Source organism: Aeromicrobium sp., from assembly GCF_050700635.1.
In the GTDB taxonomy this organism is placed as follows: domain Bacteria; phylum Actinomycetota; class Actinomycetes; order Propionibacteriales; family Nocardioidaceae; genus Aeromicrobium.
In genome coordinates this window covers 1-24198 of sequence record NZ_JBOHDT010000075.1, presented here as the reverse complement: position 1 = coordinate 24198, position 24198 = coordinate 1, and the positions used below count along the sequence as shown (strand labels likewise).

22 protein-coding genes and 1 tRNA gene are annotated in these 24198 nt (G+C 68.1%); 13 read left to right on the top strand and 10 right to left on the bottom strand.

The features are described 5' to 3' along the window. Nucleotide 1: 1 nt before the first annotated feature. The 3 genes from ACRDPN_RS05600 to ACRDPN_RS05590 are packed head-to-tail and all read right to left on the bottom strand — an operon-like array spanning nucleotide 2 to nucleotide 3172. Nucleotides 2–532: a GNAT family N-acetyltransferase gene (locus ACRDPN_RS05600; RefSeq protein WP_431446383.1), complete on the bottom strand. Its 531-nt coding sequence runs from the start codon at nucleotides 530–532 to the stop codon at nucleotides 2–4. After that, entirely contained in the window at nucleotides 513–2234 is a 1722-nt protein-coding gene (locus ACRDPN_RS05595) for an acetolactate synthase (protein ID WP_431446382.1), read from the bottom strand. The genes ACRDPN_RS05600 and ACRDPN_RS05595 overlap by 20 nt, the downstream gene beginning before the upstream one ends. A 20-nt stretch (nucleotides 2235–2254) precedes the next feature. Next, nucleotides 2255–3172, bottom strand: a complete 918-nt coding sequence (locus ACRDPN_RS05590; protein WP_431446381.1) for a DUF2785 domain-containing protein — start codon at nucleotides 3170–3172, stop codon at nucleotides 2255–2257. A gap of 56 nt (nucleotides 3173–3228) precedes the next feature. Here ACRDPN_RS05590 and ACRDPN_RS05585 point away from each other — a divergent pair, with 56 nt between their 5' ends. Beyond that, on the top strand, nucleotides 3229–4695 hold the full coding sequence (locus tag ACRDPN_RS05585) for a sensor histidine kinase (RefSeq protein ID WP_431446380.1): 1467 nt from the start codon (nucleotides 3229–3231) through the stop codon (nucleotides 4693–4695). Nucleotides 4696–4759: 64 nt separating this feature from the next. On the opposite strand, the gene ACRDPN_RS05580 is transcribed toward ACRDPN_RS05585, so the two are convergent. Beyond that, complete coding sequence (locus tag ACRDPN_RS05580) at nucleotides 4760–5011, bottom strand: WhiB family transcriptional regulator (RefSeq protein ID WP_147685963.1); 252 nt, start codon at nucleotides 5009–5011, stop codon at nucleotides 4760–4762. A 150-nt stretch (nucleotides 5012–5161) separates the two neighbouring features. Here ACRDPN_RS05580 and ACRDPN_RS05575 point away from each other — a divergent pair, with 150 nt between their 5' ends. From ACRDPN_RS05575 to ACRDPN_RS05565, 3 genes are all read left to right on the top strand, one after another. After that, nucleotides 5162–5539 carry a hypothetical protein gene (locus ACRDPN_RS05575; protein WP_431446379.1) on the top strand — a complete coding sequence of 126 codons (378 nt, stop codon included), beginning with the start codon at nucleotides 5162–5164 and terminating at the stop codon, nucleotides 5537–5539. 155 nt (nucleotides 5540–5694) lie between these two features. Next, nucleotides 5695–6897 carry an NAD(P)-dependent malic enzyme gene (locus ACRDPN_RS05570; protein ID WP_431446378.1) on the top strand — a complete coding sequence of 401 codons (1203 nt, stop codon included), beginning with the start codon at nucleotides 5695–5697 and terminating at the stop codon, nucleotides 6895–6897. A gap of 38 nt (nucleotides 6898–6935) precedes the next feature. Next, a complete protein-coding gene (locus ACRDPN_RS05565; protein WP_431446377.1) occupies nucleotides 6936–7901 on the top strand; it encodes a zinc-binding dehydrogenase in 966 nt (321 codons plus the stop codon). A 5-nt stretch (nucleotides 7902–7906) separates the two neighbouring features. Here ACRDPN_RS05565 and ACRDPN_RS05560 read toward each other — a convergent pair whose 3' ends face one another. The 5 genes from ACRDPN_RS05560 to ACRDPN_RS05540 all read right to left on the bottom strand — a co-directional run bounded on the left by ACRDPN_RS05560 (nucleotide 7907) and on the right by ACRDPN_RS05540 (nucleotide 13611). After that, the gene (locus tag ACRDPN_RS05560) at nucleotides 7907–8674 is read right to left on the bottom strand and encodes a TSUP family transporter (protein WP_431446376.1); all 768 of its coding nucleotides are present in this window, start codon (nucleotides 8672–8674) and stop codon (nucleotides 7907–7909) included. After that, nucleotides 8658–8837 carry a DUF6104 family protein gene (locus ACRDPN_RS05555; RefSeq protein WP_431446375.1) on the bottom strand — a complete coding sequence of 60 codons (180 nt, stop codon included), beginning with the start codon at nucleotides 8835–8837 and terminating at the stop codon, nucleotides 8658–8660. Before ACRDPN_RS05555 ends, ACRDPN_RS05560 begins: the two co-directional genes overlap by 17 nt. A gap of 3 nt (nucleotides 8838–8840) precedes the next feature. Continuing rightward, on the bottom strand, nucleotides 8841–12575 hold the full coding sequence (locus ACRDPN_RS05550; RefSeq protein ID WP_431446419.1) for a multifunctional oxoglutarate decarboxylase/oxoglutarate dehydrogenase thiamine pyrophosphate-binding subunit/dihydrolipoyllysine-residue succinyltransferase subunit: 3735 nt from the start codon (nucleotides 12573–12575) through the stop codon (nucleotides 8841–8843). 234 nt (nucleotides 12576–12809) lie between these two features. Continuing rightward, nucleotides 12810–13253 (bottom strand): OsmC family peroxiredoxin, encoded by a 444-nt coding sequence (locus ACRDPN_RS05545; RefSeq protein ID WP_431446374.1) that lies wholly within the window; start codon nucleotides 13251–13253, stop codon nucleotides 12810–12812. Nucleotides 13254–13536: 283 nt separating this feature from the next. Then, a tRNA-Arg gene (locus tag ACRDPN_RS05540) sits at nucleotides 13537–13611 on the bottom strand. A 75-nt stretch (nucleotides 13612–13686) separates the two neighbouring features. Here ACRDPN_RS05540 and ACRDPN_RS05535 point away from each other — a divergent pair. The 3 genes from ACRDPN_RS05535 to lysA are packed head-to-tail and all read left to right on the top strand — an operon-like array spanning nucleotide 13687 to nucleotide 17190. Then, nucleotides 13687–14070: a response regulator transcription factor gene (locus ACRDPN_RS05535; protein ID WP_431446373.1), complete on the top strand. Its 384-nt coding sequence runs from the start codon at nucleotides 13687–13689 to the stop codon at nucleotides 14068–14070. A 56-nt stretch (nucleotides 14071–14126) separates the two neighbouring features. Continuing rightward, nucleotides 14127–15791, top strand: a complete 1665-nt coding sequence (argS, locus tag ACRDPN_RS05530) for an arginine--tRNA ligase (RefSeq protein ID WP_431446372.1) — start codon at nucleotides 14127–14129, stop codon at nucleotides 15789–15791. 4 nt (nucleotides 15792–15795) lie between these two features. Next, complete coding sequence (lysA, locus tag ACRDPN_RS05525; RefSeq protein ID WP_431446371.1) at nucleotides 15796–17190, top strand: diaminopimelate decarboxylase; 1395 nt, start codon at nucleotides 15796–15798, stop codon at nucleotides 17188–17190. Here the strand turns inward: lysA and soxR are convergent. Next, nucleotides 17187–17645: a redox-sensitive transcriptional activator SoxR gene (gene soxR, locus ACRDPN_RS05520; RefSeq protein ID WP_431446370.1), complete on the bottom strand. Its 459-nt coding sequence runs from the start codon at nucleotides 17643–17645 to the stop codon at nucleotides 17187–17189. The genes lysA and soxR overlap by 4 nt on opposite strands. Nucleotides 17646–17801: 156 nt before the next feature. Here soxR and ACRDPN_RS05515 point away from each other — a divergent pair, with 156 nt between their 5' ends. The 6 genes from ACRDPN_RS05515 (at nucleotide 17802) to rpmE (ending at nucleotide 24173) form a co-directional block, all read left to right on the top strand. Further along, nucleotides 17802–19124 carry a homoserine dehydrogenase gene (locus tag ACRDPN_RS05515; RefSeq protein WP_431446418.1) on the top strand — a complete coding sequence of 441 codons (1323 nt, stop codon included), beginning with the start codon at nucleotides 17802–17804 and terminating at the stop codon, nucleotides 19122–19124. Beyond that, a complete protein-coding gene (thrC, locus tag ACRDPN_RS05510; protein WP_431446369.1) occupies nucleotides 19124–20188 on the top strand; it encodes a threonine synthase in 1065 nt (354 codons plus the stop codon). Before ACRDPN_RS05515 ends, thrC begins: the two co-directional genes overlap by 1 nt. Further along, a complete protein-coding gene (gene thrB, locus ACRDPN_RS05505; protein WP_431446368.1) occupies nucleotides 20185–21105 on the top strand; it encodes a homoserine kinase in 921 nt (306 codons plus the stop codon). Before thrC ends, thrB begins: the two co-directional genes overlap by 4 nt. Nucleotides 21106–21250: 145 nt before the next feature. Continuing rightward, the gene (gene rho, locus ACRDPN_RS05500; RefSeq protein WP_431446367.1) at nucleotides 21251–23074 is read left to right on the top strand and encodes a transcription termination factor Rho; all 1824 of its coding nucleotides are present in this window, start codon (nucleotides 21251–21253) and stop codon (nucleotides 23072–23074) included. Nucleotides 23075–23141: 67 nt separating this feature from the next. Further along, nucleotides 23142–23624: a glutathione peroxidase gene (locus tag ACRDPN_RS05495; RefSeq protein WP_431446366.1), complete on the top strand. Its 483-nt coding sequence runs from the start codon at nucleotides 23142–23144 to the stop codon at nucleotides 23622–23624. A gap of 342 nt (nucleotides 23625–23966) precedes the next feature. Continuing rightward, nucleotides 23967–24173: a 50S ribosomal protein L31 gene (gene rpmE, locus ACRDPN_RS05490; RefSeq protein ID WP_431446365.1), complete on the top strand. Its 207-nt coding sequence runs from the start codon at nucleotides 23967–23969 to the stop codon at nucleotides 24171–24173. The last annotated feature ends 25 nt before the right edge of the window (nucleotides 24174–24198 follow it).

Below are 24198 nucleotides of genomic sequence, written 5' to 3'. Positions count from 1 at the left end.
CTCACTCTCCCACGAGATCGAGGGAGAAACCCCAGAGCTCGACACCGGGGAACGGCGACCAGTCGAGATCGGCACGCCGCATGAACCCCCGTGACTCATAGAGGCGATGCGCGGGCAGCATCTCCGGCAGCGAGGAGAGCAGGATCTCCGCGATCCCGGTGGAACGCGCTTCCGCGATGCACCAGTCGACGAGCGCCGAACCGACACCACGCTCACGAGCCTCGGGGGCGACGCTGAGCATGCGGAACTCGGCCTGGTCGTCATGGGTCGAGAGCTCGCGGAACGGCGAGCCTGGCGGGCACCACGTGACGGTGCCGAGCAGGTGATCGCCGTCGACCGCGACCATCAGAACACCGTCGCGCGCTCGCGTGCCTCCGTCGGCGAGCCATCCGGCGTAGTGGTGGTCATAGCTTCCGTCGGGCATCACGAGATAGCCGTCGGCGTCGTAGCCGGCCACCGTCAGAGCTCCGACCGCGTCGGCCTCGTCCGGATGTGCCCGACGCAGAAGGAAGTCAGATGCCGGTGGTGGCACGCGGGTACATCGCGTTGACGTCGGTGATGACGTTGACCAGGTAGGGGACTCCGGACGCGAACGCACGGTCGAGAGCCGGCCCGATCTCGCGTGGGTCGGTGACCATCTCGCCCCCGCCGCCGAGTGCGATGGCAACCTGGTCGTAGCGGGTGTTCGGCGCGAGGTCGGCGGCGACGTCGTAGCCGTAGAGGAGGTTCATCGGGCCCTTCTCCAGGCCCCAGGCGGAGTTGTTGCCCACGATCATCACCACCGGCAGGTTGTGCCGCACGAGGGTGTCGACGTCGATGATCGACATGCCCGCTGCGCCGTCGCCGTAGAGCAGCACGACCTGGCTCGACGGCCGCGTGATGCGGGCGGCGATGGCCGCACCCATACCTGCGCCGAGGCAGCCGTATGGACCGGGGTCGAGCCATCCTCCGGGCCGCTGCGGCTCGACGAACTTGCCGGCGAACGACACGAAGTCGCCGCCGTCGCCGATGACGATCGCGTCGTCGGCCAGGCGTGGCAGCAGCTCGCCGTAGATGCGCGCGGGGTGAATGGGGTCGGCCTCGGCGTGCAGCAGCTCTGCGTCGCGTTCCGTCGCCGCGGCGACCTCGGCCTGGAGAGTGCCGATCCATGAGGACCAGTCGGGACGCCGGCCGTGCGCAGGCGGTGAGGTGAGCGAGTTGAAGAGGCCGGTGAAGAACGATGTCAGGTCGCCGCTCGCCGAAGCGGCGAGCTCCGCGTGGGTCGAGACCTGGCCGGGGGAGTCCGCGACATGGATGGTACGCGCAGGGGTGGCGCCGTCCTTGCCGCCGAAGACGCCGAAGCCGAGGCGGAAGTCCAAGGGCGTACCGACCACGATCACGAGGTCGGCCTGGTTGAACGAGGTCGAGCGCGCCTTGGTCACGAGCTGCGGATGGCCGCCGGGGACGATGCCGCGACCCATGCCGTTGGAGATCACCGGGATGCCGGTCTCCTCCACGAAGTGCAGCGCGGCCTCCTCGGCGTGGTCGGCCCAGACGTCGGTGCCCAGGACGAGCACGGGACGATCCGACTGCCGGATGAGCTCGGCGATCTTCGCCAACGAGTCGGGATCGGGCTCGATCCGGGGCGTCGTGTTGCCGGCCGAGGGTGTGCCGAGCGGAGCGCTGCTGAAGAACTCGTCCAACGGGATGTCGACGAACGTGGGGCCGCGGTGCGACGACCCGGCGAGGCTGAGCGCCTCGTCAACGGTCGGCGCGATGTCCGCGACCGTGTTGGCGGTGGTCGCCGACTTGGTGATCGTCTCGAGGATCGGCGGATGGTCGAGCTCCTGCAGGGTGCCGCTGCCCCAGCGCGCTGCCGGCGCGCGACCGCCGATGACGACGAGGGGCGATCCGGCGAAGTTCGCCTGCGCAACGGGGCTGACGCCGTTCGTGACACCCGGACCGGCGGTCAGTACCGCGAGGCCTGGGGAGCGCGCCAGCTTGCCGACGGCCTCGGCCGCGAACACGGCGGTGGGCTCGTGCCGCACGTCGACGATCGGCATCGGCGGCTCGGCCTTCACCGCGGCGTCGTAGATCGGGAAGACGTGCGCGCCGGAGAGCGTGAACAAGGTCGAGACCCCGTGCGCACGGGCGACGTCGAAGGCGTGCACTCCGCCATGCGCGGACTGCGCATCATGACTCTGTGCGGTCGGGGACTCGGTGGCCGTGTCGTCGGTCGTGGTCTGCTCGGTCATGTCGGCACCCTATCGACGGGCTACTCGATCGGCTTGGCTCGAGTGGTCGGCCGATACAGCCACGGGCTCTCGGCGCGGATCTGGTCAAGCACCGCAAGCAGTAGGTCGGCACGGTGCGCGGGCTGCTCGGCGAAGAGCTCCGCGTCCCTGAGCAGGTCGGCACGACCCTGCACCCCGAGTGCCAGCTGGAGATGCAGCGCCCGGAGGAAGGAGGACGTGTTTCCCGCCGCCGGCGACGGCCACTCTGCCTCGGCGTGGCCACGTGTGCGCGGCGGCTGGATGCCCCCGCCGAGGCGAGCCAGCCACGGCTCGACGATGCCCGGGTCGAGGGCGTTGCGGTGCAGGAGGGTCATGACGGCGAAGGCCAGTCGGTCGTCCTCCCCGTGGCGCCAGATGTAGGCGGTGGGCGTCAGCACACGGTCGGCGATGACGTCGAGCAGCACGGTGAGCTCGAGCCGGCCGAAGTGTCGTGAGCGTGCGAGCGCCGCGAGGAGGTCGGCGCCGTGGGCGATGGCGTGGGCCCAACCCTGCTCGGGTAGCCAGCCGCGATGGTCCTGCTCGCGGACGTACCAGCTCGTGGCACGGTCGCCCCAGTCGAGCACGGACGACTCGGGCATCAGATGGGCGTTGTTGTCGCGGCCGATGATCTCGGCCAGCATCAGGGCGCTGTAGCTGCGGCGCATGACCGAGACGTCGCCGTCGTGGCCGAGCCCGTAGCGCAGCCCCGGCACGATGCCGTCGCCGAGCCCGGAGAGCAGGTCGTCGTACACACCCTTCGTGACCCAGGTGGTCAGGAGCGGGTACGCGAGATCCTCGCGCAGACGCGGGTTGGGGTGTCCCAGCATCTCCACCAGCTCGACCGTCAGCTCGTCGAGAGAACGGTCCACCGGCACCTCGCGGCCGGTCGCCATCACGGCCTGCCAGTAAGCCTCGGACACCTGATCCATCGTGCCAGACGCCGGGAGTCGCCTCACCTCCGCATTACCCTGAGAACGTGCCCACGCTGGACGACATCGCCAGGTTCCAAACGACGTTGTCGCATGGCGACGTCGCCTGGTTGCACGCGCTCGTCACCGACTGGCAGATCATCGCCGACCTTGCGTTCTCCGACCTCGTCCTGTGGGTTCCCGACACGGAGTCGAAGGGGATGTGGGCGGCCGCGCAGATCCGCCCGACCACCGGTCCGACCACGCTGCTGGAGGACATCGTCGGCACGTTCGTGCCGGCCAGCAAGGCACCGGCGCTGCAGCGGGCCCTCGAGATCGGCGAGCTGGGCGAGTCGGTAGCCGCCGATGACCACGAGGGAGCGGAGGTCTACGAGGAGCTCGTGCCGGTCCGCCGCAAGGGCGCCGTGTGCGGCGCGGTCGTCCTCCGCAGCGTCGCCGCCGGCACCCGGTTGTCCAGTGCGCTCGAGGCCACGTATCGGGGGTCAGCGGCCAACCTCGTCCAGATGATCCATCGGGGCGAGTTCCCGCTGGCGGGACCTCGGACCGACCTCGCCGACTCCCTGCGGGTCGGGGACGGCTTCGTGCGTGTCGGAGCCGACGGACTCGTGACGTACGCCAGTCCCAACGCCCAGTCCGCCTTCCGGCGGCTCGGACTGGTCGGCGACCTCGTCGGTGCCGACCTGGCGGCCGTCACCGCGGATCTGGTCGACGATCGTCCGACCGAACGAGGCGCCAGGGGACTGCTGGCCCTGGGCGGCCAGGGGGAGTCGGAGGTCGAGAACGCCACTGCCTCCCTGCTGCTGCGCGTCATCCCGCTGCTGCACGAGGGTCGGGCCGCCGGTTCGATCGTCCTGCTCCGCGACGTCACCGAGCTGCGATTGCGCGAGCGGCAGCTGGTCTCGAAAGAGGCGACCATCCGGGAGATCCACCACCGGGTCAAGAACAACCTGCAGACAGTGGCCGCGCTACTGCGACTCCAGGGCCGCCGTCTCGACGTGCCTGAGGCGCGGGCGGCGCTGGATGAAGCGGTGCGACGCGTCGGATCCATTGCTCTGGTGCACGAGACCTTGAGCCAGTCCTACGACGAGACGGTCGACTTCAACGAGATCGCCGACCGGCTGCTGCGCAACGTGCTCGACGTCACCGGTGGAGGTGTCAAAGGGGAACGCATCGGCTCCTTCGGGTCGATCTCTGGCGTCATCGCCACACCCTTGGCGATGGTGCTGACCGAGCTGATCCAGAACGCCACTCAGCACGCGTTCGGCGACGGTGCGGATCGTGGGGGTGGGCACCTGACGATCGCGGTCAACCGCATCCGCGACCGTCTTCGCCTGCGGATCAGCGACGACGGGGCTGGTCTGCCGGCTGACTTCGACCCCTCGATGCCGGGCACGACGCAGAACTTGGGTCTGTCGATCGTCAGCACCCTCGTGGAGTCCGAGCTCGGCGGCACGCTGAGCTTCGAGCAGCGTCCCCGAGGCGGCACCACTGTGGCCATCACCCTCACCGTGTGAGGCGAGCAAAGAACCCCGCGCCCAACGGCACGGGGTTCTGGCAGGTGGGCCAGACGGCCGGGGCTCAGGCGGTTCGGATGCGGGCCCTTGCGTTGCGGCGCTTGAGCGCGCGACGTTCGTCCTCGCTCATGCCTCCCCAGACGCCATGATCCTGTCCGGACTCGAGCGCCCACTGCAGGCACTGGTCTCGGACGTCACAACGACGGCAGACGACCTTGGCTTCCTCGATCTGGAGAATCGCCGGCCCGGTGTTTCCGATGGGGAAGAAGAGCTCTGGGTCTTCGTCGAGGCATGCGCTGTGATGGCGCCAATCCATGACGACATTTCCTTCCCTTGGTGGATGGCAACCGACCGTCCTGGGTCGCGGGGTGCCGTGATCATGCTTTCAACAATTCCTCGGTTAGACAAGAGTTACTGTTGGAACCACGCTGTCGGATGGATCACAGGGACCCGTAATCTGGCGCGCGTGACCCCGTCCGCCCGGACCTTTCTCGGCATCGTGACCGTGGTGGTCGCGCTCGAGGCGCTAGCCGTGATCACGGTGGCATTGCTGGGAATCGCCGACGTTTCCGGCGCCCGGATCGGGGTCGGGCTCGGTGTCGGGACACTGCTCATCGCCTACGGTTTCGGCCTGCTTTTCGCGACCTGGCAGTTGCGCCGGGGCCGGAGGTGGGCACGGGCACCGATCCTCGTCGCCCAGCTCATCCAGCTGCTGCTCGCGAACGACGCCCGCGACGGAGCTGCGTGGGTGACGCCCGGATTGGCCGTGTCGGCGCTGGTCGTGCTGGCGTGTCTGCTCGCGCCTCCGGTCACCCGTGCACTGAGCGCGAACGAGTCCGTGTGAGAGACTGGCGGCCGGGCACAACCACCCTTCGGCCCCGCTCCGGCGGGCCCGTCACGAGGCCGAGAGAGCCGCCCCGGACCTGATCGGTTCGCGGACACCGGCCCAGCCTGAAACAGTCCAGATTGACACTGCCCAGCCCCAGGATCTTCGACAAGATGGTTGCCACTGACATCGACGCACGACCTGACACCCCGGACCCGGACGACCCGATCTTCGCCCTGCATCGCGGCGGCAAGATGGAGGTTGCAGCCACGGTGCCGTTACGCGATGCGCACGACCTGTCGCTGTCGTACACGCCGGGCGTGGCAAGGGTGTGCGAGGCGATCGCCGCCGATCCCGAGATCGCCCACCAGTACACGTGGGTCTCGAACACCGTCGCGGTCGTCACCGACGGCACGGCGGTGCTGGGACTCGGCGACATCGGCCCGGCCGCCGCGATGCCGGTGATGGAAGGCAAGGCCGTGCTGTTCAAGCAGTTCGGCGGTGTGGACGCCATCCCGGTCGCCCTCGACACCACCGACACCGACGAGATCGTCGAGACGATCGTGCGCCTGGCGCCGACGTTCGGCGGCGTCAACCTCGAGGACATCTCCAGCCCGCGATGCTTCGAGATCGAGCGTCGCCTCATCGAGCGGCTCGACATCCCGGTCTTCCATGACGACCAGCACGGCACTGCGGTGGTGGTGCTTGCCGCGCTCCTCAACGCCATCCGGATCACCGACCGCGACCTCGACGGCCTCAAGGTGGTCATCTCCGGAGCCGGCGCAGCGGGCGTCGCGATCACGCGGATGCTCCGCACCGCCGGCGTCCGCAAGATCACCATCGTCGATCGCCAGGGCGTCATCCATCCCGGCCGGACCGACCTCAACGAGGTCAAGCAGTGGCTGGCCGAGCAGACGTCCGACTGGGCTGATCCGGGCACGGTCTCCGACGCGCTGGCCGGCGCCGATGTGTTCATCGGTGTGTCGGGCGGCACCATTTCCGAGGAGGCCATCGCCTCGATGGCGCCTGACTCCGTCGTTTTCGCCCTCGCGAATCCGAATCCGGAGATCCATCCAGATGTCGCCCGCCGTCATGCGCGCATCGTCGCCACCGGACGGTCGGACTTCCCGAACCAGATCAACAACGTGCTCGTTTTCCCCGGCATCTTCCGCGGCGCCCTTGACGTTCGGGCCACCGGGATCTCGGAAGGGATGAAGCTGGCTGCCGCAACGGCGATCGCGGCCTTAATCAACGACGACGACCTCGACGAGTCCTACATCATCCCGTCGCCGTTCGACCCTCGGGTGGCGACGGCCGTAGCCCGCGCGGTCACCGACACCGCTCGCCGTGAAGGCTTGGCCCGCCGCCCGTACTGATCCACTCGCTCGACCGTTCCGCGACCGACAGGAGCTCCATGTTCGCCGTCTATGCCACAGGTTTCAGCACGGATGATCCGCTCGCGGGTCTCGGCCTCGGGGAACGTCCCGAGCCTGAGGTGCCGGACGGATGGACGACGGTGACGGTCAAGGCCTCAGCGATCAACCACCATGACGTGTGGAGCCTGCGCGGGGTCGGCCTGCGCGAGGAGGCGCTGCCGATGATCCTCGGTTGTGACGCCGCCGGGCTCGACGAGGACGGCAACGAGGTGCTCGTGCACGCCGTCATCAGCACCCCGGGCTGGAAGGGCGACGAGACCCTCGACCCCAAGCGGTCGCTGCTGTCCGAGCGCCACCAGGGCACGTTTGCCGAGAAGGTCGCCGTGCCGCGGCACAACGTCGTCCCGAAGCCGGAGGGAATGTCGTTCGCCGAAGCAGCGTGCCTGCCGACCGCGTGGCTCACCGCGTACCGCATGCTCTTCACTCAGTCCGGACTGAACCCGGGCGACTCCGTGCTCGTGCAGGGAGCCGGCGGCGGCGTTGCCACGGCGCTCATCAGTTTGGCCCGCGCAGCAGGGTTCCGCGTCTACGCCACCAGTCGCGATGAGGAGAAGCGAAAGCGTGCACTCGAGATCGGCGCGCACGAGGTCGTGGAGACCGGCGAGCGCCTGCCCTCGAGGGTCGACGCGGTGATGGAGACCGTCGGCGGCGCCACCTGGTCGCACTCGATCAAGTCCATGCGTCCGGGTGGCACCCTTGTCGTCTGTGGCGCGACCTCCGGTGACGCTTCTCCGGCCGAGCTGACGCGGATCTTCTTCCAGCAGATGCGCGTGCACGGCTCCACGATGGGCACCCGCGACGAGCTGCACCGGCTCGCCCAGTTCATGGACGTCACCGGCGTCCGGCCGCTGATCGACCGCGAGCTCCCGATGGCCGAGGCCGCGAAGGGTCTGCAGGCCGTCGCCGACGGCGACGTGTTCGGCAAGATCGTGCTGACCCTGTAGGCGCCTCAGAGCATGCTGCGCACCAGCAGGACGACAGCCGACGTCGCACACACGACGAGAACGGCCACTCGGACCCACCCCCGAGGCACGAGGCCGCGGAGGACGGGGGTGATCACAAACCCGACCAGCAGGCACGGCGCGAACGCCATGGCCAGGACGAACGTGCTCGCCTCGAGCCCGCCGCCGACGGCGAGCCCGGCCAGGCTGAGCGCCGCGCCGATCACGAAGTAGACGCCCAAGGTCGACCGGATCTGCTCCGGGGACCGATGCTGATAGAGGATCGCCAGTGGCGGACCGCCGATCGAGGTGGCGGTGCCCGTGACTCCCGAGGTGAACCCGGCGGTGACCAGGCTAGACCGATTCACCGGCACCACCACCGCCCTAGCCGTCGTAGCGACGGACACCAGTACCATGAGTGCCACGGCGACGCCGAGCGTGCGGTTCGAGATGATCGTGAGCAGGTAGACCCCCATTGCCGTTCCCGGGATCCGTGCGCTCACCGACCACGCGAGCCCGCGCCAGTCGATGTCGTCGTGCTCACGCGTGAGGGTGACGAGTGGGAAGAGCATCGCCAGCCACAGCAGCAGGTCGGGCATCAAAGACGGTTGCAGGAGCATCGTGACCGGTGCGGCCACCAGTCCCAACCCGAGACCGACGAGGCCCTGGACGGCCGCGCCCACGACGAGTGTCGCGGCGACGACGGCCAAGACGACGGGGTCGATATCGGCGAACGGCATCGACGCGGTCACGACCGTGTCATTCGTCTCCGTCATCGTCCAGCCGCGCCAACCACGTGGCGAGGCGCTCGACGGGGACTTCGAACTCCGGGTTGAGGTCGACGAACTCGACGAGTCGTTCGGCAAGCCAGGCGAACGTGACGTCATCGTCGCCTCGACGTGACGTGAGCTCTTCGATGCCGCGGTCAGTGAAGTACACGGCTCAGCTGAACGCCTGCTCGATGAGCGTCTCGTTCTCCACGACGTGGCGGTGGTGCGAACCGACCGACGGGGCGGACGACTCCGGCCGTGAGACGCGCAGGAGCGGGAGACCGCGGTCGAGTGCGCCGGAGTAGTGCAGCGCGATGTGCGGCCAAGGACCCTGGTTCGCCGGTTCGTCCTGCACCCAGCGCACCTCCTTGGCCGACGGGAATCGTGCCAGCTCGGCGTTGAGCTCTTCCAGGGGCCTCGGGTAGAGCTGCTCCATGCGAACGATGGCGGTGCGGTTCTGCCCCTCTTCGCGCTTCTTGCGCTCGGCCATGAGCTCCCAGGTGATCTTGCCCGAGCAGAGCAGCACGCGCTCGACCTGATCGGCCTTGACAGTGGCGTCTCCGATGATCGGCCGCCACGAGCCGGACGTGAAGTCGTCGGGCTGCGAGGCAGCGGCCTTGTTGCGCAGCATCGACTTGGGAGTGAAGACGATGAGCGGACGGTGCTCGGCATCGAGGCTCTGCTTGCGCAGGAGGTGGAAGTACGACGCCGGCGTGGACGGCTGGGCGACCCTCATGGAGTTCTCGGCGCACAACGCCAAGAACCGCTCGATGCGAGCTGACGAGTGATCGGGGCCCTGGCCCTCGTAGCCGTGCGGGAGCAGCAGCACAACGCCCGACTTCTGACCCCACTTGGTCTCGCCGGCGGAGATGTACTCGTCGACGACGGACTGGGCGCCGTTGATGAAGTCGCCGAACTGCGCCTCCCAGATCGTCAGGGCTTCGGGTCGGGCCACCGAGTAGCCGTACTCGAAGCCCAGCGCGGCGTACTCGCTGAGGAGCGAGTCGTAGACGTAGAACGTGGCCTGGTCTTCGTCGATGTGTGACAGCGGGGTCCACTCGGCTGCATTGTTGCGGTCGATGATCGTCGCGAAACGCGACGAGAACGTGCCACGGCGGGTGTCCTGACCGGAGATCCGGATCGGGCGACCGTCGAGCAGCAGCGCTCCGAGCGCGATGATCTCGCCGGTGCCCCAGTCGATCGGGCCCGCAGTGATGGACGCGGCGCGCCGCTGCAGCTGCGGCCCGACCTTCGGGTGGACCGTGAAGTTGTCAGGCACGTTGGTATAGGAGTCCGCGACGGCCTTCAACGTCTCGGGCGTGACCGCGGTCTGCCTCTCACCGTCGTGCTCGGGCTTCTCGGGGTAGTCCGGTGTTCGCATGTAGGCCGGGTCTTCCGAGTCGTCCTTGACGTCCTTGAAGTTACGCTCGAGCTTCGACTGGTAGTCGGCCAGCGCTTCCTCGGCCTCCTCGAGACTGATGTCGCCACGTCCGACCAGAGCCTCGGTGTACAGCTTGCGGACCGATTTCTTGCCGTTGATCGTGTCGTACATCAGTGGCTGGGTGAAGCTGGGGTCGTCGCCCTCGTTGTGGCCGCGGCGGCGGTAACAGACGAGGTCGATGACGATGTCCTTGTTGAACTCCTTGCGGTACTCGTAGGCGAGCCGCGCGATGCGGATGCAGGCCTCCGGGTCGTCGCCGTTGACGTGGAAGATCGGCGCCTGGATCATCTTCGCCACGTCAGAGCAGTAGACCGACGAGCGCAACGACGACGGCGCCGTCGTGAAGCCGACCTGGTTGTTGACGATGACGTGGATGGTGCCGCCGGTGCGGTAACCCCGCAGCTGGGAGAGGTTGAGCGTCTCGGCCACGACTCCCTGCCCGGCGAACGCCGCGTCGCCGTGCACGAGAACGGGGAGCACCGGGTAGTCCGCACCCCGGTTGAGCTTGTCCTGCTTGGCGCGGGTGATTCCCTCCAGGACAGGGTCGACCACTTCGAGGTGTGACGGGTTGGCCGCGACCGACACCTTGATGCTGTCGCCGTTGTCGGCGGTGAACTCACCCTCGACGCCGAGGTGGTACTTGACGTCGCCGGAACCCTGCACGGTGCGCGGGTCGAGGTTGCCCTCGAACTCCCGGAACACCTGGGCCGGATTCTTGCCGGCGATGTTGACCAGGACGTTGAGACGACCGCGGTGCGCCATGCCGATGCAGACCTCGTCGAGCCCGTCCTCGGCGGCGGCCTCGCAGATCTCGTCGAGCAGTGGCACCGTCGTCTCTCCGCCCTCGAGACTGAAGCGTTTCTGCCCGACGAACTTCGTCTGCAGGAACGTCTCGAACGCCTCGGCCTGGTTGAGCTTGAGCAGGATTCGCAGCTGCTCCTCCCGTGGCGGCTTGGTGTGGCCGATCTCGATGTGGTCCTGCAGCCACTGGCGCTCGACCGGGTCCTGGATGTGCATGTACTCCAGGCCGATGGTGCGGCAGTAGGAGTCGCGCAGCACGCCGAGGATCTCTCGCAGCTTCATGAACCGCTTGCCCGACTGACTGGAGAACGATCCGGTGGCGAACTCGCGGTCGAGGTCCCACAGGGTGAGGCCGTGTGACGCGGTGTCGAGGTCGGGGTGGCTTCGTTGCCTGTACTCCAACGGGTTCGTGTCGGCCATCAGGTGACCGCGTACGCGGAAGGCGTGGATCATCTCGAGCACGCGCGCCTGCCGGTGCACCTCGTCGTCGTGGCTGACGGCGATGTCCTGGGCCCAGCGGATGGGCTCGTAAGGGATGCGGAGTGCCTGGAAGATCTCGTCGTAGAAGCCTTCCTCGCCGAGCAGGAGCTCGTGGATGCGGCGGAGGAACTCGCCGGACTGGGCGCCCTGGATGACGCGGTGGTCGTACGTGGAGGTGAGCGTCATCATCTTCGAGACGGCCATCTGGGCGATGGTGTACTCGGATGCGCCCTGGAACTCCGGCGGGTAGTCCATCGATCCCACGCCGACGATGACGCCCTGGCCCGACATCAGGCGCGGCACCGAGTGGTTGGTGCCGATGCCGCCGGGGTTGGTGAGACTGGCCGTGGTCCCCATGAAATCGGCGACTTCGAGCTTGTTGTCGCGTGCCTTGCGCACCATCGTCTCGTAGGACTGCCAGAACTCGGCGAAGCCCATCTTCTCGGCGCCCTTGATCGACGGGACCACGAGCTGACGGGTTCCGTTCGGCTTCTGGAGGTCGATCGCGAGGCCGAAGTTGACGTGCTCGGGCTTGAGCTGGGTGGGCTTGCCGTCGACGACGTCGAAGCCGGTGTTCATCTCCGGCATCGCGCCGAGGGCCTTGACGACCGCGTAGCCGATGAGGTGCGTGAAGGAGACCTTGCCGCCTCGGGCGCGTCGCAGGTGGTTGTTGATGACGGTGCGGTTGTCGAAGAGCAGCTTGACCGGCACTGCGCGGACGCTGGTGGCCGTGGGCACGGTCAGGCTGGTGTCCATGTTCTGGACCGTGCGGGCGGCTGCACCGCGCAGGGTGACCTGCTCGACGTCGCCCGGACCGGACCCCTTCTTCTCTGGCTGCGGCGGTTCGGACTTCGAGGTCGTGCTCGTCGACTCCTGCTTGACCGGCTCGCTCTTCTCGACCGGCTCGACCTTCGGGGCCGGCTTGGGCGGCGGGGCCGCCTTGGCTTCGGCCTTCTTGCTGGGGGCCGGCTCGCTCTTCTCCGTCTTGGTCGTGGCCTTGGCGCTCGTGGCGTTGTCGGCGCCGTTGTCGGTAGGTACGTTGCCGTTCTCGAAGAACGCCACCCAGGAAGCGTCGACCGACTTCGGGTCCTCCTGGTACCGGTCGTACATCTCCTCGACGAGCCACTGATTGGTGCCGAAATCAGGGTTTGCTGGTTCTTGTGAGGACTCGGCCACGGCGTGAATCGCCTCTCCCGTTCAATGCCTGTGCAGTGGTGAAATGTGCGCTCTCAGGGTAGCGCGACACGCGAGCCGTCAGCAGGCAGGTTCGCGCGACCCGGGAGGCACTCTCCAAGGTGCCGCGCCCCGCTCGTCAGCGGGCCGGTTTGCCGTGAGCGACCGGTGACCTCAGGTGGTTCGTGTCTCGAGGGACATCCTCTCTGATTCCTGGAGCCGAAGCTGCCGCCTGACGGCCTGGCGTCAGGCCGACTCGAGCGCAGCGTCGAGGGTGATCTCGACGCCGGCGAGCGCCCTGCTGACGGGACAGCCGGTCTTCGCGGACTCGGCGGCCTCCTTGAAGGCGGCATCGTCGATGCCTTCGACCTCGCCGCGCACGGTGAGCGCGATGCCGGTGATGGCGAACCCACCGGACGGGGGCTGGCCGAAAGTGACGTCGGCTGTCACGTCGAGCGACTTGGGAGTCCCGCCCTTGTCCTCGAGCTCGTGCGCGAACTGCATCGAGTAGCAGGACGCGTGCGAAGCTCCGAGCAGCTCCTCCGGGGTGGTGGTGTCGGAGTTGCCTTCGTCGATCCGTTTGGGCCAAGAGACGTCGAATGTGGCGAGACCGGAGCTCGTGAGCTCGACCTGACCGGAGCCGTCGGTGAACCCGCCGTCCCAGGCGGTGCGGGCGGTACGTGTGGGCATGTCATTCCCTTTCGTCGACTCTCTGTGCTTCGACGCTATCGCGACCTCAGGTCGTGCGCTGTCCACGTGTCCGGCGCGAGACGAGGCGACTCCCGGTGCGGGCCCCAGGCAGGATCCTGCGTGCTGTGGCGCACCCCGACCAGAGGGGCGATATTGAGCACGCTGGAGGTAGCCGTGATGAACGAGGCCGAAGCCATCACCTTGCAGGTTGCCAACGCCGATGTGGTCGACTTGGTCGCCTACAAGGCCAAGGCAAAACCGCTGGAAAACCAGCGGATAATGATGGCGCCCCCGGCAGGATTCGAACCTGCGCTCCCGCCTCCGGAGGGCGGTGCTCTATCCCCTGAGCTACGGGGGCCTCTCGGCCGACACACGGGCTACCTAACGGCCAAGTGCGGTGCGAGCCTACCCCACCCGCACTACGGTGAGAGGCGTGCCCAGAGTGCTCGTCGTCGACGACGCCCCGTCGATGCGACTCCTCATTCGCACCAATCTCGAGCTGGCCGGATTCGACGTCGACGAGTCCGTCGACGGCGTCGACTGCCTCGAGTATCTCGCCGCGACCGAGACCCTTCCGGACGTCGTCACCGTCGACGTGATGATGCCCAGACAGGACGGTGTGGCCACGGCCGCGGCGATCCGGTCCGATCCGCGCACGGCCGACATCGGCATCGTCATGGTCACCACGCAGAACCATCCGGCCGACGTCCAGCGCGGCCTGCGCGCAGGAGTCGACGCGTACGTGACGAAGCCGTTCGACCCCGACGACCTGGTCGCCACGGTGCGCGAAACGGTTCACCGTCGCGGCAGCGATTGAAAGGGCGCGTTCGCGCTCGGGACTGAGGCGCGGGACGTGGCCGATACCCTGTTCCGGTGACCCCTGAGCAACTCTCCGACGTGTTCGTCGCCGCCCTCTCGGACCTCGTGTCCGAGGGTGTCGTCGCCCTGCCCGATGGCGTCCCGTCGCAGGTGCTGGTGGAGCGTCCGAAGGTCAGGGAGCACGGCGACTACGCCACCAACGTCGCGCTGCGCCTCGGCAAGCGGGCCGGACTCGACTCGCGTGACCTCGCCGCCATGCTGGCCGAGCGGTTGACCGAGCACCCTGGCGTCGCGTCGGTCGAGGTCGCCGGTCCCGGATTCCTCAACGTGCGGGTCGCCGCGGGCGCCCAAGGAGCGTTGGCCGCCGACATCGTGCGCGCTGGTGACGCCTACGGCACGAGCGACGTCAATGCGGGCCGTCGCATCAATCTCGAGTTCATCAGTGCCAACCCCACCGGGCCACTCCATCTCGGCCACACCCGGTGGGCGGCCGTCGGTGATGCGATCGCCAGGGTGCTCGAAGCCACCGGCGCGGCTGTCACCCGTGAGTTCTACATCAACGACCGCGGCGGGCAGATGGACAAGTTCGGCGCCTCGCTCAGGGCCCGCGCCCACGGCCAGGAGCCACCCGAGGACGGCTATCACGGCAAGGACATCGCCGATCTCGCGGCGCGTGTCGTGGCGCAGGAGCCGGCGGTTCTCGAGCAGGACGACGACCAGCAGATCGCCACCTTCCGCGACATCGGGTTCCAGTTCCAGCTCGACGAGCAGAAGGCCGAGCTGGACGAGATGCGCACACATTTCGACGTCTGGTTCTCCGAGCACTCGCTCCACGAGTCCGACGCCGTCGAGCACGGCTTCGCGAAGCTGAAGGAGCAAGGGCATCTGTTCGAGGCCGACGGCGCCACGTGGATGCGCACCACCGACTTCGGTGACGACAAAGATCGCGTGCTCGTCCGCACCGACGGAGCCCTCACCTACTTCGCGTCCGACACCGCGTACTACGTGAACAAGCGCGAGCGTGGGTTCGACCCTTGCATGTACCTGCTCGGAGCGGACCACCACGGCTACGTCGGCCGCCTCCAGGCGATGGCCGCCTGCGTCGGCGACAACCCGGGCCAGCAGCTCGAGGTGCTCATCGGCCAGCTCGTCAAGATCATCCAGGACGGCGAGGAGCTCAAGCTCTCCAAGCGCGCAGGCACCGTCGTGACGCTGCGCGAGCTCATCGACCTCATCGGGGTCGACCCGTTGCGATACACCCTGATCCGGTACCCGGTCGACTCGCCGCTGACGCTGGACGTGGCCGAGATGACGGCCAAGAACAACGACAACCCCGTCTACTACGTCCAGTACGCCCACGCGCGGCTGTCCAGCATCATGCGCAACGCCGCCGACCTCGGTGTGCACCTGGACCCCGACGCGTTCGACCCCGGCCAGCTGGCCACCGACCGCGAGGGCGACCTGCTGCGCGCGCTGGCCGAGTATCCGCGCATCGTGGCGCGGGCGGCCGAGCTGCGTGAGCCCCACCGCGTCTCGCGCTATCTCGAGGACACCGCCTCGACCTTCCACAAGTTCTACGACACCTGCCGGGTGCTCCCGCAGGGCGACGAGGACGTCACCGACCGGCATCGCGCCCGACTGGTCCTCGTCGGCGCCACCCGTCAGGTCCTCGCGAACGGACTCGCGCTGCTCGGCGTCGACGCCCCGGATCGGATGTGACGGCATGCGTTCGCACGAGGCAGGTGCTCTCCACGGACAGGCCGGCGATCGCGGTCCGGCCTGGCTGCGGGTGCCCGAGGACGCTGACGAGCTCGTTCCCCATCTGTGGGCCTCCGGCGTCTCCAAGGTCGACGGAGTGCTCACCGTCGCGGGGGAGTCGGCTCCCGATCTCGCGTCCGAGTTCGGCACACCCCTGTACGTCGTCGACGAGGACGACTTCCGGTCCCGGGCGCGAGCGTTCGGTGACGCGTTCGAGGGTGCCGACGTCTACTACGCCGGCAAGGCCTTCCTGTGCGTGGCGACAGCGCGATGGATCGCCGAGGAGGGGCTGAGTCTCGACGTGTGCACCGGGGGCGAGCTCGCCGTCGCGCTGCGCGCGGAGTTCCCGCCGGACCGCATCGGTGTGCACGGCAACAACAAGTCGACCGACGAGCTGCGCAGCGCGCTCGAGGCCGGCGTCGGGCGGATCATCGTCGACTCGGTCGAGGAGATCGAGCGATTGGCGGCCCTCACGTCCGAGCTGGGTATTGAGGCGCCGGTCATGGTCCGCGTCACCGCCGGGGTCGAGGCCCACACGCACGAGTACATCTCCACCTCGCACGAGGACCAGAAGTTCGGCTTCTCCATCACCGGCGGCGACGCTCTCGACGCGGTCCGCCGCATCCTGGCCCAGCCCGGGCTGAGACTGCTGGGGCTGCACTCGCACATCGGATCGCAGATCTTCGTCACCGATGGCTTCGAGGTGGCGGCGAGGCGGGTCCTGCTCCTGCACGCCGACATCGCGAGGACGCTCGGCGTCGAGCTTCCCGAGCTCGACCTCGGCGGCGGCTTCGGCATCGCCTACACCACCCAGGATGACCCGTCGTCGCCTGACGACCTCGCCCGAGGAATGCGCAAGATCGTCGACGACGAGTGCGCCGCGATGGGTGTCGCGGTACCGCGCCTCTCGGTCGAGCCGGGCCGCGCCATCGCCGGTCCGTCCACGTTTACGCTCTACGAGGTCGGCACCACCAAGGAGGTCGCCCTCGATGGCGGCGCATCCCGCCGCTACATCTCGGTCGATGGGGGGATGAGCGACAACATCCGTCCGGCGCTCTACAGCGCCGACTACTCGTGCACGCTGGCTTCCCGGTCCTCACACGCCCCGCCGGTGCTGAGCCGGGTGGTCGGCAAGCACTGTGAGTCCGGCGACATCGTCGTCAAGGACGAGTACCTCCCCAACGACGTGCGGGCCGGTGACCTGCTCGCCGTCCCTGGCACCGGTGCCTACTGCCGCTCGCTGGCCAGCAACTACAACCACGTGCCGCGCGCCGCCGTGGTCGCGGTCCGCGACGGCGAGGCCCGGCTGTTGCTGCGCCGCGAGACAGAACAGGACCTCTTGTCACTCGACCAGGGCTAGGCAGGCTCCAGCCCTCGGCGCGGCCCCGGGCCGAGGGTCGCGAGCGCGTCCTCGTAGTTGTAGATCGCGCAGGTCTCCAGTGACAGGCAGCCGCAGCCGATGCAGCCGTCGAGGTTGTCGCGCAGGTTCTGCAGCCGCGCAATGCGGCCGTCGAGGTCCGTGCGCCAGCGTTCGGACAGCCGCGACCAGTCCGCCGAGGTCGGGGTGTGCCCGGCGGGCAAGGTGTCCAGCGCCACGCCGACGTCGTGCAGCGAGATGCCAAGTCGCTGGGAGAACCGGATGAACGCGACGCGGCGGAGCACGTCACGGTGGTAGCGACGCTGGTTGCCGCTGGTCCGGCGGCTCGAGATGAGGCCCTCGCGCTCGTAGAAGTGCAACGCGGACACGGTCACTCCGGCGCGTTCGGCCACCTCACCGGGGGTGAGCTCGCGTTGGCGGATCGTGACGTTCGACATGGTGTCCTCCGGACCTCAAGTTTACCTGAGGTCTGGCGAGTAAGGCTCAGCCTGTCCAGACCACGACTGTTCGGGGTTCGTCCGTGGCAGTGCCGGGCTATGGACAGGGTGCTGCGCCGATACCCTTGACAGGTGAGCATTTCGCCCCCCAGCAGCCTGCCCGTTCCTGAGCGGCACAGCATCGACCGACCCATCAGGGTCGCCCTGCTGGGCTGCGGAGTGGTGGGCACCGAGGTGGCCCGGCTGCTCACCCGCGACGCGGCGGAACTCGCCCAACGGGTCGGGTCGCCGATCGAGCTCGGCGGCATCGCGGTCCGCAGGATCGACCGCGAACGTGCTGTTGACCTGCCCACGGATCTCTTCACCACCGATGCCGCCGGCCTCGTCGCCCGCGGTGACATCGACGTTGTCGTGGAGGTCATCGGCGGCATCGAGCCGGCCCGCGAGCTGATCCTGAGTGCCCTCGACCATGGCGCCTCGGTCGTCACCGCCAACAAGGCGCTGCTCGCCGAGGACGCCGCGACGCTCTACGAGGCCGCGGAGAAGGCCGAGCGTGACCTCGCGTTCGAGGCAGCCGTCGCCGGAGCCATCCCGATCGTCCGCCCGCTGCGCGAGTCGCTGGCCGGTGACGCCGTCACGCGCGTGCTCGGCATCGTCAACGGCACCACCAACTTCGTCCTCGACGCCATGACCACGACAGGCTCGGGTTACTCCGAGGCGCTCGACGAGGCCCAGCGCCTCGGTTACGCCGAAGCCGACCCCACCGCCGACATCGAAGGCTTCGACGCCGCCTCGAAGGCGGCCATCCTGGCCGGGCTCGCCTTCCACACGCGCGTATCGATCGGCGATGTCCATCGCGAGGGCATCACCGAGGTCACCGCTGCCGACGTCGCATCGGCCAGCGAGATGGGTTGCGTCGTCAAGCTGCTGGCCATCTGCGAGAAGCTCGACACTCCGGACGGCCCTGCCATCTCGGCGCGCGTACACCCCGCGATGATCCCCGACACCCATCCTCTGGCGAGCGTCCGCGGCGCCTACAACGCCGTGTTCGTCGAGAGTGAGTCCGCCGGCCAGCTGATGTTCTACGGCCCCGGCGCCGGCGGTGCGCCAACGGCGAGCGCCGTGCTGGGCGACGTCGTCTCGGTGGCGCGCAACCGCGTCCGTGGTGTCGTCGGACCCGGCGAGTCGACCCACGCCGAGCTCGAGGTCCTCGGCATGGGTCAGGCCCGCACGAGATACCACATCGCCATCGACGTCGACGACCGCGCCGGGGTGCTCGCCACTGTCGCCCATGCGTTCGCCGAGTACGGCGTCTCCATCAAGACCGTGCGGCAGGAGGGTCATGGTTCGGACGCCCAGCTCGTCATCGTCACCCACGAGGCCGACGACGCTGCGCTGTCGTCCACGGTGGCGGCACTGCGGGGACTCGACATGGTGCGCGACATCTCGTCGGTCATGCGGGTCGAGGGGGTCTCCTGATGGCACGCCTCTGGCGCGGAGTCATCGAGGAGTACCGCGAGTGGCTGCCCGTCGACGAGCACACTCCGGTCGTCACGCTCGGTGAGGGCGGTACACCACTCGTGCACTCCTCATGGCTGTCCGGGCTGGTCAGCGGCGACGTCTGGCTCAAGGTCGAGGGCGACAACCCGACCGGCTCGTTTAAGGACCGCGGCATGACCGCGGCCATCTCGGTCGCCGCCGGTAAGGGTGCCAAGGCGGTCGTCTGCGCCTCCACCGGCAACACGTCGGCATCGATGACCGCCTACGCGGCCCGCGCCGGGCTCACCCCGATCGTGCTCGTGCCCCACGGTCGCATCGCCGCGGGCAAGATGGCGCAGACGGTCATGCACGGAGCCGAGGTCATCCAGGTGCGCGGCGGGTTCGACGAGTGCCTCCAGATCTCCCGCGAGCTGGCCGAGCAGTATCCGGTCGAGCTCGTCAACTCGGTCAATCCGTTGCGACTGCAAGGCCAGAAGACGGCTGCCTTCGAGATCATCGACGCGCTGGGTCACGCTCCAGACATGCATGTCCTGCCGGTGGGCAACGCAGGAAACATCTCCGCGTACTGGATCGGTTTCAAGCAGTACGAGAAGGCCGGTCTCGCGGACCGGACTCCGCACCTGTGGGGATTCCAGGCCGAGGGCGCCGCCCCGCTCGTGCTCGGCGAGCCGGTCGCGAACCCGGAGACGGTCGCCTCGGCCATCCGCATCGGCAACCCGGCGTCTTGGCTGCTCGCGGAGTCGGCGCGCGACGACTCCGGCGGCCGGATCGACGCGGTGTCCGACGAGCAGATTCTGGCCGCGCAACGCGAGCTGGGCTCAAAGGAGGGTGTCTTCGTCGAGCCCGCGTCTGCAGCCGGGGTCGCAGGCCTGATCGCGGCCACCGAAGCCGGTGACGTCGAGCCCGGCCTCACGATCACGGTCACCGTCACCGGGCACGGCTTGAAGGACATCGAGACGGCGATGGCGGGCGTCGACTCCATCGTCGACTCGGTCATCGACGTCGACGTCCGCGAAGCCGCCGTGATCGCCGGCCTGGCATGACTCTGGTGAAGGGGCCGGTCGCAGTCCGCACGCCTGCGTCGGCTGCCAACCTCGGGCCGGGCTACGACGCCCTGGGCCTGGCGCTCGCAATGCACGACCGGCTCGAGGCCGAGGTCCTCGCTGACGGGCTCGAGGTCGACGTGACGGGAGAGGGCGCCGACGACGTGCCACGCGACCGCGACCACCTCGTGGTCCGCGCGATGGACGCCGCATTCGATCTCCTCGGTGAGCGTCCCCCCGGTTTGCGCCTGACATGCGACAACGTGATTCCCCACGCTCGTGGACTCGGGTCGTCGTCCGCGGCGATCGTCGGCGGCATCGTGCTCGCCCGGGCCCTCGTGGAGGGGGGCGACGAACGCTTGAACGACGCCGGCGCGTACCAGCTGGCCTCCGACCTGGAGGGCCATCCGGACAACGTGGCGGCCGCGATGTTCGGCGGCTTCACGATCGCCTGGCTAGACGGAACGGTGGCATCGGTGCAACGGCTCGACGTCGCCGCCCGCGTCACGGTTCTGGTGCCACCCGAGCCGGTCTCGACCATGACCGCTCGCAATCTTCTGCCGAGTCAGGTTCCACACGGTGACGCGGCCGCCAACGGCGCTCGAGCGGCGCTCCTCGTCGCTGCACTCACCAGCGACCCCACGCACTTGCTCGCCGCCACCGAGGACTTCCTGCACCAGTCGTATCGGGCCGAGGCAATGCCGGCGTCGCACGAGCTGGTGCAGGGCCTGCGCTCCGCCGGCGTCCCGGCTGTCATCTCCGGTGCCGGGCCGACCGTGCTTGCGTTCGGACGCGGCCTCGAAGGGGTCGTGCCGACCGGATGGGCCGCGCACGAGCTCGACGTCGAGCCGCGCGGGGCACACGTCGACACCGGCGTGGGCGCTGGTCCAACGGCGGCTGACGGCATAGTCGAATAGGGGAATCCTCACCCGACTCGAGGTGTTACAGTTGTTGACGTCGGAGTCGAGAACATCTCCCCGACAAGAATCATTCACTCAGCCCGTTCTGCGGGCCCAGCCTGTTGACGAGGCACCATCCCTGAGATCCGGGAACCCCCGGAAGATGTGTGGCCTCAGCAAGGAAACCCACGTGACAGACACCACGACCCAGCCCGTCCCTCCCGCTGCTGAGCAGCCAGAGACGGCCCAGCAGTCCAAACCCCGCCGCAGCGGTGGTGGACTGGGCGGCAAGGTGCTCGCCGAGCTCCAGGAGATCGCCGGAGGGCTCAACATCTCCGGCGCGTCCAAGATGCGCAAAGGCGAGCTGATCGACGCCATCAAGGCCGCGCAAGGCGGGGCCGACAAGACGGCCCAGGCCGAGACCGACAAGCCCGTCCAGGGCGGGGCCGGCAAGGCCAGAGAGCCACGCGGCGGCGCAAAGTCCCAGAGCGGTGACGAGGCTCCACAGGGTGACACGGACCAGGAGTTCAACGCTCCGGACACCGATGAGAAGCCCGACGACCAGAAGCCGAAGTCCGGCGACGGTCAGAAGAACGACCAGCGGAATGACTCCGGCAACCGCAACCAGGGCGGCGGAAATCGCAGCCAGCGCGGCGACAACCGCAACCAGGGCGACAACCGCAACAAGGGTGGCGACAACCGCAACCAAGGTGGCGGCGGCCAGGATGGCGGCAACCGCAACGACGACGACTTCGGCGCGGGAGGCGGTCGCCGGCGCAACCGTCGTGGTCGCAACCGCGGCAACCGCGGTCCGGAAGGCGAGCCCACCTACACCGACGACGACGTCCTCGTGCCGGCCGCCGGCATCCTCGACATCCTCGAGAACTACGCGTTCGTTCGCACCACCGGTTACCTGCCGAGCGAGAACGACGTGTACCTCTCGCTCTCGATGGTCCGCAAGTGGGGCCTTCGCAAGGGCGATGCAGTGGTCGGCCAGGTGCGTCAGCCCCGCGAGGGCGAGCGCAAGGAGAAATTCAACCCGATGGTGCGGGTCGACTCGGTCAACGGCATGACGATCGACGAGGCGCAGAAGCGCGTCGACTTCTCCAAGCTCACGCCGCTGTTCCCCACCGAGCGGCTGCGTCTCGAGACCGAGCCACACATCATGACCACGCGGATCATGGACATCATGTCCCCGATCGGCAAGGGACAGCGCGGACTCATCGTGTCCCCGCCCAAGGCCGGAAAGACGATGATCATGCAGGCCATCGCCAACGCGATCGCCGAGAACAACCCCGAGTGCCACCTGATGGTCGTCCTCGTCGACGAGCGTCCCGAAGAGGTCACCGACATGCAGCGGACGGTCAAGGGCGAGGTCATCGCCTCGACGTTCGACCGCCCGGCCTCCGACCACACCACGATCGCCGAGCTGTCCATCGAGCGAGCCAAGCGGCTCGTCGAGCTGGGTCACGACGTTGTGGTGCTGCTCGACTCGATCACCCGCCTCGGTCGTGCCTACAACCTCGCGGCACCGGCCAGCGGACGGATCATGTCCGGCGGTGTCGATTCCTCGGCGCTCTACCCACCCAAGAAGTTCTTCGGTGCGGCGCGCAACATCGAGGACGGCGGCTCGCTGACGATCATCGCCACCGCGCTGGTCGAGACCGGCTCCCGCATGGACGAGGTGATCTTCGAGGAGTTCAAGGGCACCGGCAACATGGAGCTGCGGCTGCGCCGCGACTTCGCCGACAAGCGCATCTTCCCGGCCATCGACGTCGACGCGTCGAGCACCCGTCGCGAGGAGCTGCTGATGGCCAAGGACGAGCTCGCCGTCGTCTGGAAGCTGCGTCGCGTGCTGTCCGGCCTCGAGGGACAGCAGGGCCTCGAGCTCATGCTCGACCGGCTCAAGAAGGCGTCCAGCAACGTCGAGTTCCTCATGTCGATCAACAAGACGATGCCGCAGGGCACGTCGAACGGCGAGGACTGATCGGAGCACGTGCCGGAGAACGCAGCTTGGTCTGCGATCTCTGGGACGCGCCCGTAGGCTCATCGACATGACTACTGCGTTCGACTTCTCGGCCACCTCGATCGACGGCGACGAGCAACATCTCGCCGAATACAAGGGTCAGGTGATCCTCGTCGTCAACACTGCCTCCCAGTGTGGCTACACGGGCCAGTACAAGGGCCTCGAGGAGCTGTACCGCACGTACGCGGACCGGGGCCTCGTCGTGCTCGGCTTCCCTTGCGACCAGTTCGGCAACCAGGAGCCCGGCGACGAAGAAGAGATCGCCACGTTCTGCGAGCGCAACTTCGGGGTCACCTTCCCGCTCTTCGCCAAGGTCGACGTCAACGGAAGCGGGGCGCACCCCCTGTACCAGTGGCTGCGCTCGGAGAAGGGCGGCATCGTCGGCAACAAGATCCGCTGGAACTTCACCAAGTTCCTGATCGACCCCGAGGGCAACGTCGTCAAGCGCTACGGCACCACGACCACGCCCGACCAGATCGCCGACGACATCGAGGCGCTCCTCCCCGCATAGCCACGTTCGCGAGAGAGAAAGTGCCCGGTCGCGAGAGAGAAAGTGCCCGGTCGCGAGAGACTTCATCCGTCGGTGACGGGTTGCGTCCGCTCGCGAGAGACTCCGCACCATCGACAAGGATTCCTCGAGATACTCCCGCGGCTCGTCGTCGGGCTCATCGATGGTGCTGAAGTCGCTCACGAGCTCGGCACTGGGTTTCGCAGGCTTTGACGCTTGAGGCGCGGGCAGCGGAATACTCCAGGGCTCGATTTCCTTATACGTGTGCCTTTCAGGCACAATCAATCCTTGGTTCTGGTTCACGGTCTGCGACGCGGAACGACCCAGCGGCCACGAGAGGACTCCATGAAGCGCGACATCCATCCTGAGTACGTCGAGACCCAGGTCACCTGCACCTGTGGCAACTCGTTCACCACCCGTAGCACCGCCACCGAGGGCACCATCCGCTCCGAGGTGTGCTCGGCCTGCCACCCGTTCTACACGGGCAAGCAGAAGATCCTCGACACCGGCGGCCGCGTGGCCCGGTTCGAGAAGCGGTACGGCAAGAAATAGCTTCGACTCGGCGCCGACCCACTCC

Coding starts and splice junctions, on each gene's coding strand:
- thrB (WP_431446368.1), top strand. CDS start 20,185: ATGACTCTGGTGAAGGGGCCGGTCGCAGTCCGCACGCCTGCGTCGGCT.
- thrC (WP_431446369.1), top strand. CDS start 19,124: ATGGCACGCCTCTGGCGCGGAGTCATCGAGGAGTACCGCGAGTGGCTG.
- rpmE (WP_431446365.1), top strand. CDS start 23,967: ATGAAGCGCGACATCCATCCTGAGTACGTCGAGACCCAGGTCACCTGC.
- ACRDPN_RS05595 (WP_431446382.1), bottom strand. CDS start 2,234: ATGACCGAGCAGACCACGACCGACGACACGGCCACCGAGTCCCCGACC.
- soxR (WP_431446370.1), bottom strand. CDS start 17,645: ATGTCGAACGTCACGATCCGCCAACGCGAGCTCACCCCCGGTGAGGTG.
- ACRDPN_RS05545 (WP_431446374.1), bottom strand. CDS start 13,253: ATGCCCACACGTACCGCCCGCACCGCCTGGGACGGCGGGTTCACCGAC.
- ACRDPN_RS05495 (WP_431446366.1), top strand. CDS start 23,142: ATGACTACTGCGTTCGACTTCTCGGCCACCTCGATCGACGGCGACGAG.
- ACRDPN_RS05580 (WP_147685963.1), bottom strand. CDS start 5,011: ATGGATTGGCGCCATCACAGCGCATGCCTCGACGAAGACCCAGAGCTC.
- ACRDPN_RS05565 (WP_431446377.1), top strand. CDS start 6,936: ATGTTCGCCGTCTATGCCACAGGTTTCAGCACGGATGATCCGCTCGCG.
- ACRDPN_RS05570 (WP_431446378.1), top strand. CDS start 5,695: ATGGTTGCCACTGACATCGACGCACGACCTGACACCCCGGACCCGGAC.
- ACRDPN_RS05560 (WP_431446376.1), bottom strand. CDS start 8,674: ATGACGGAGACGAATGACACGGTCGTGACCGCGTCGATGCCGTTCGCC.
- rho (WP_431446367.1), top strand. CDS start 21,251: ATGTGTGGCCTCAGCAAGGAAACCCACGTGACAGACACCACGACCCAG.
- lysA (WP_431446371.1), top strand. CDS start 15,796: ATGCGTTCGCACGAGGCAGGTGCTCTCCACGGACAGGCCGGCGATCGC.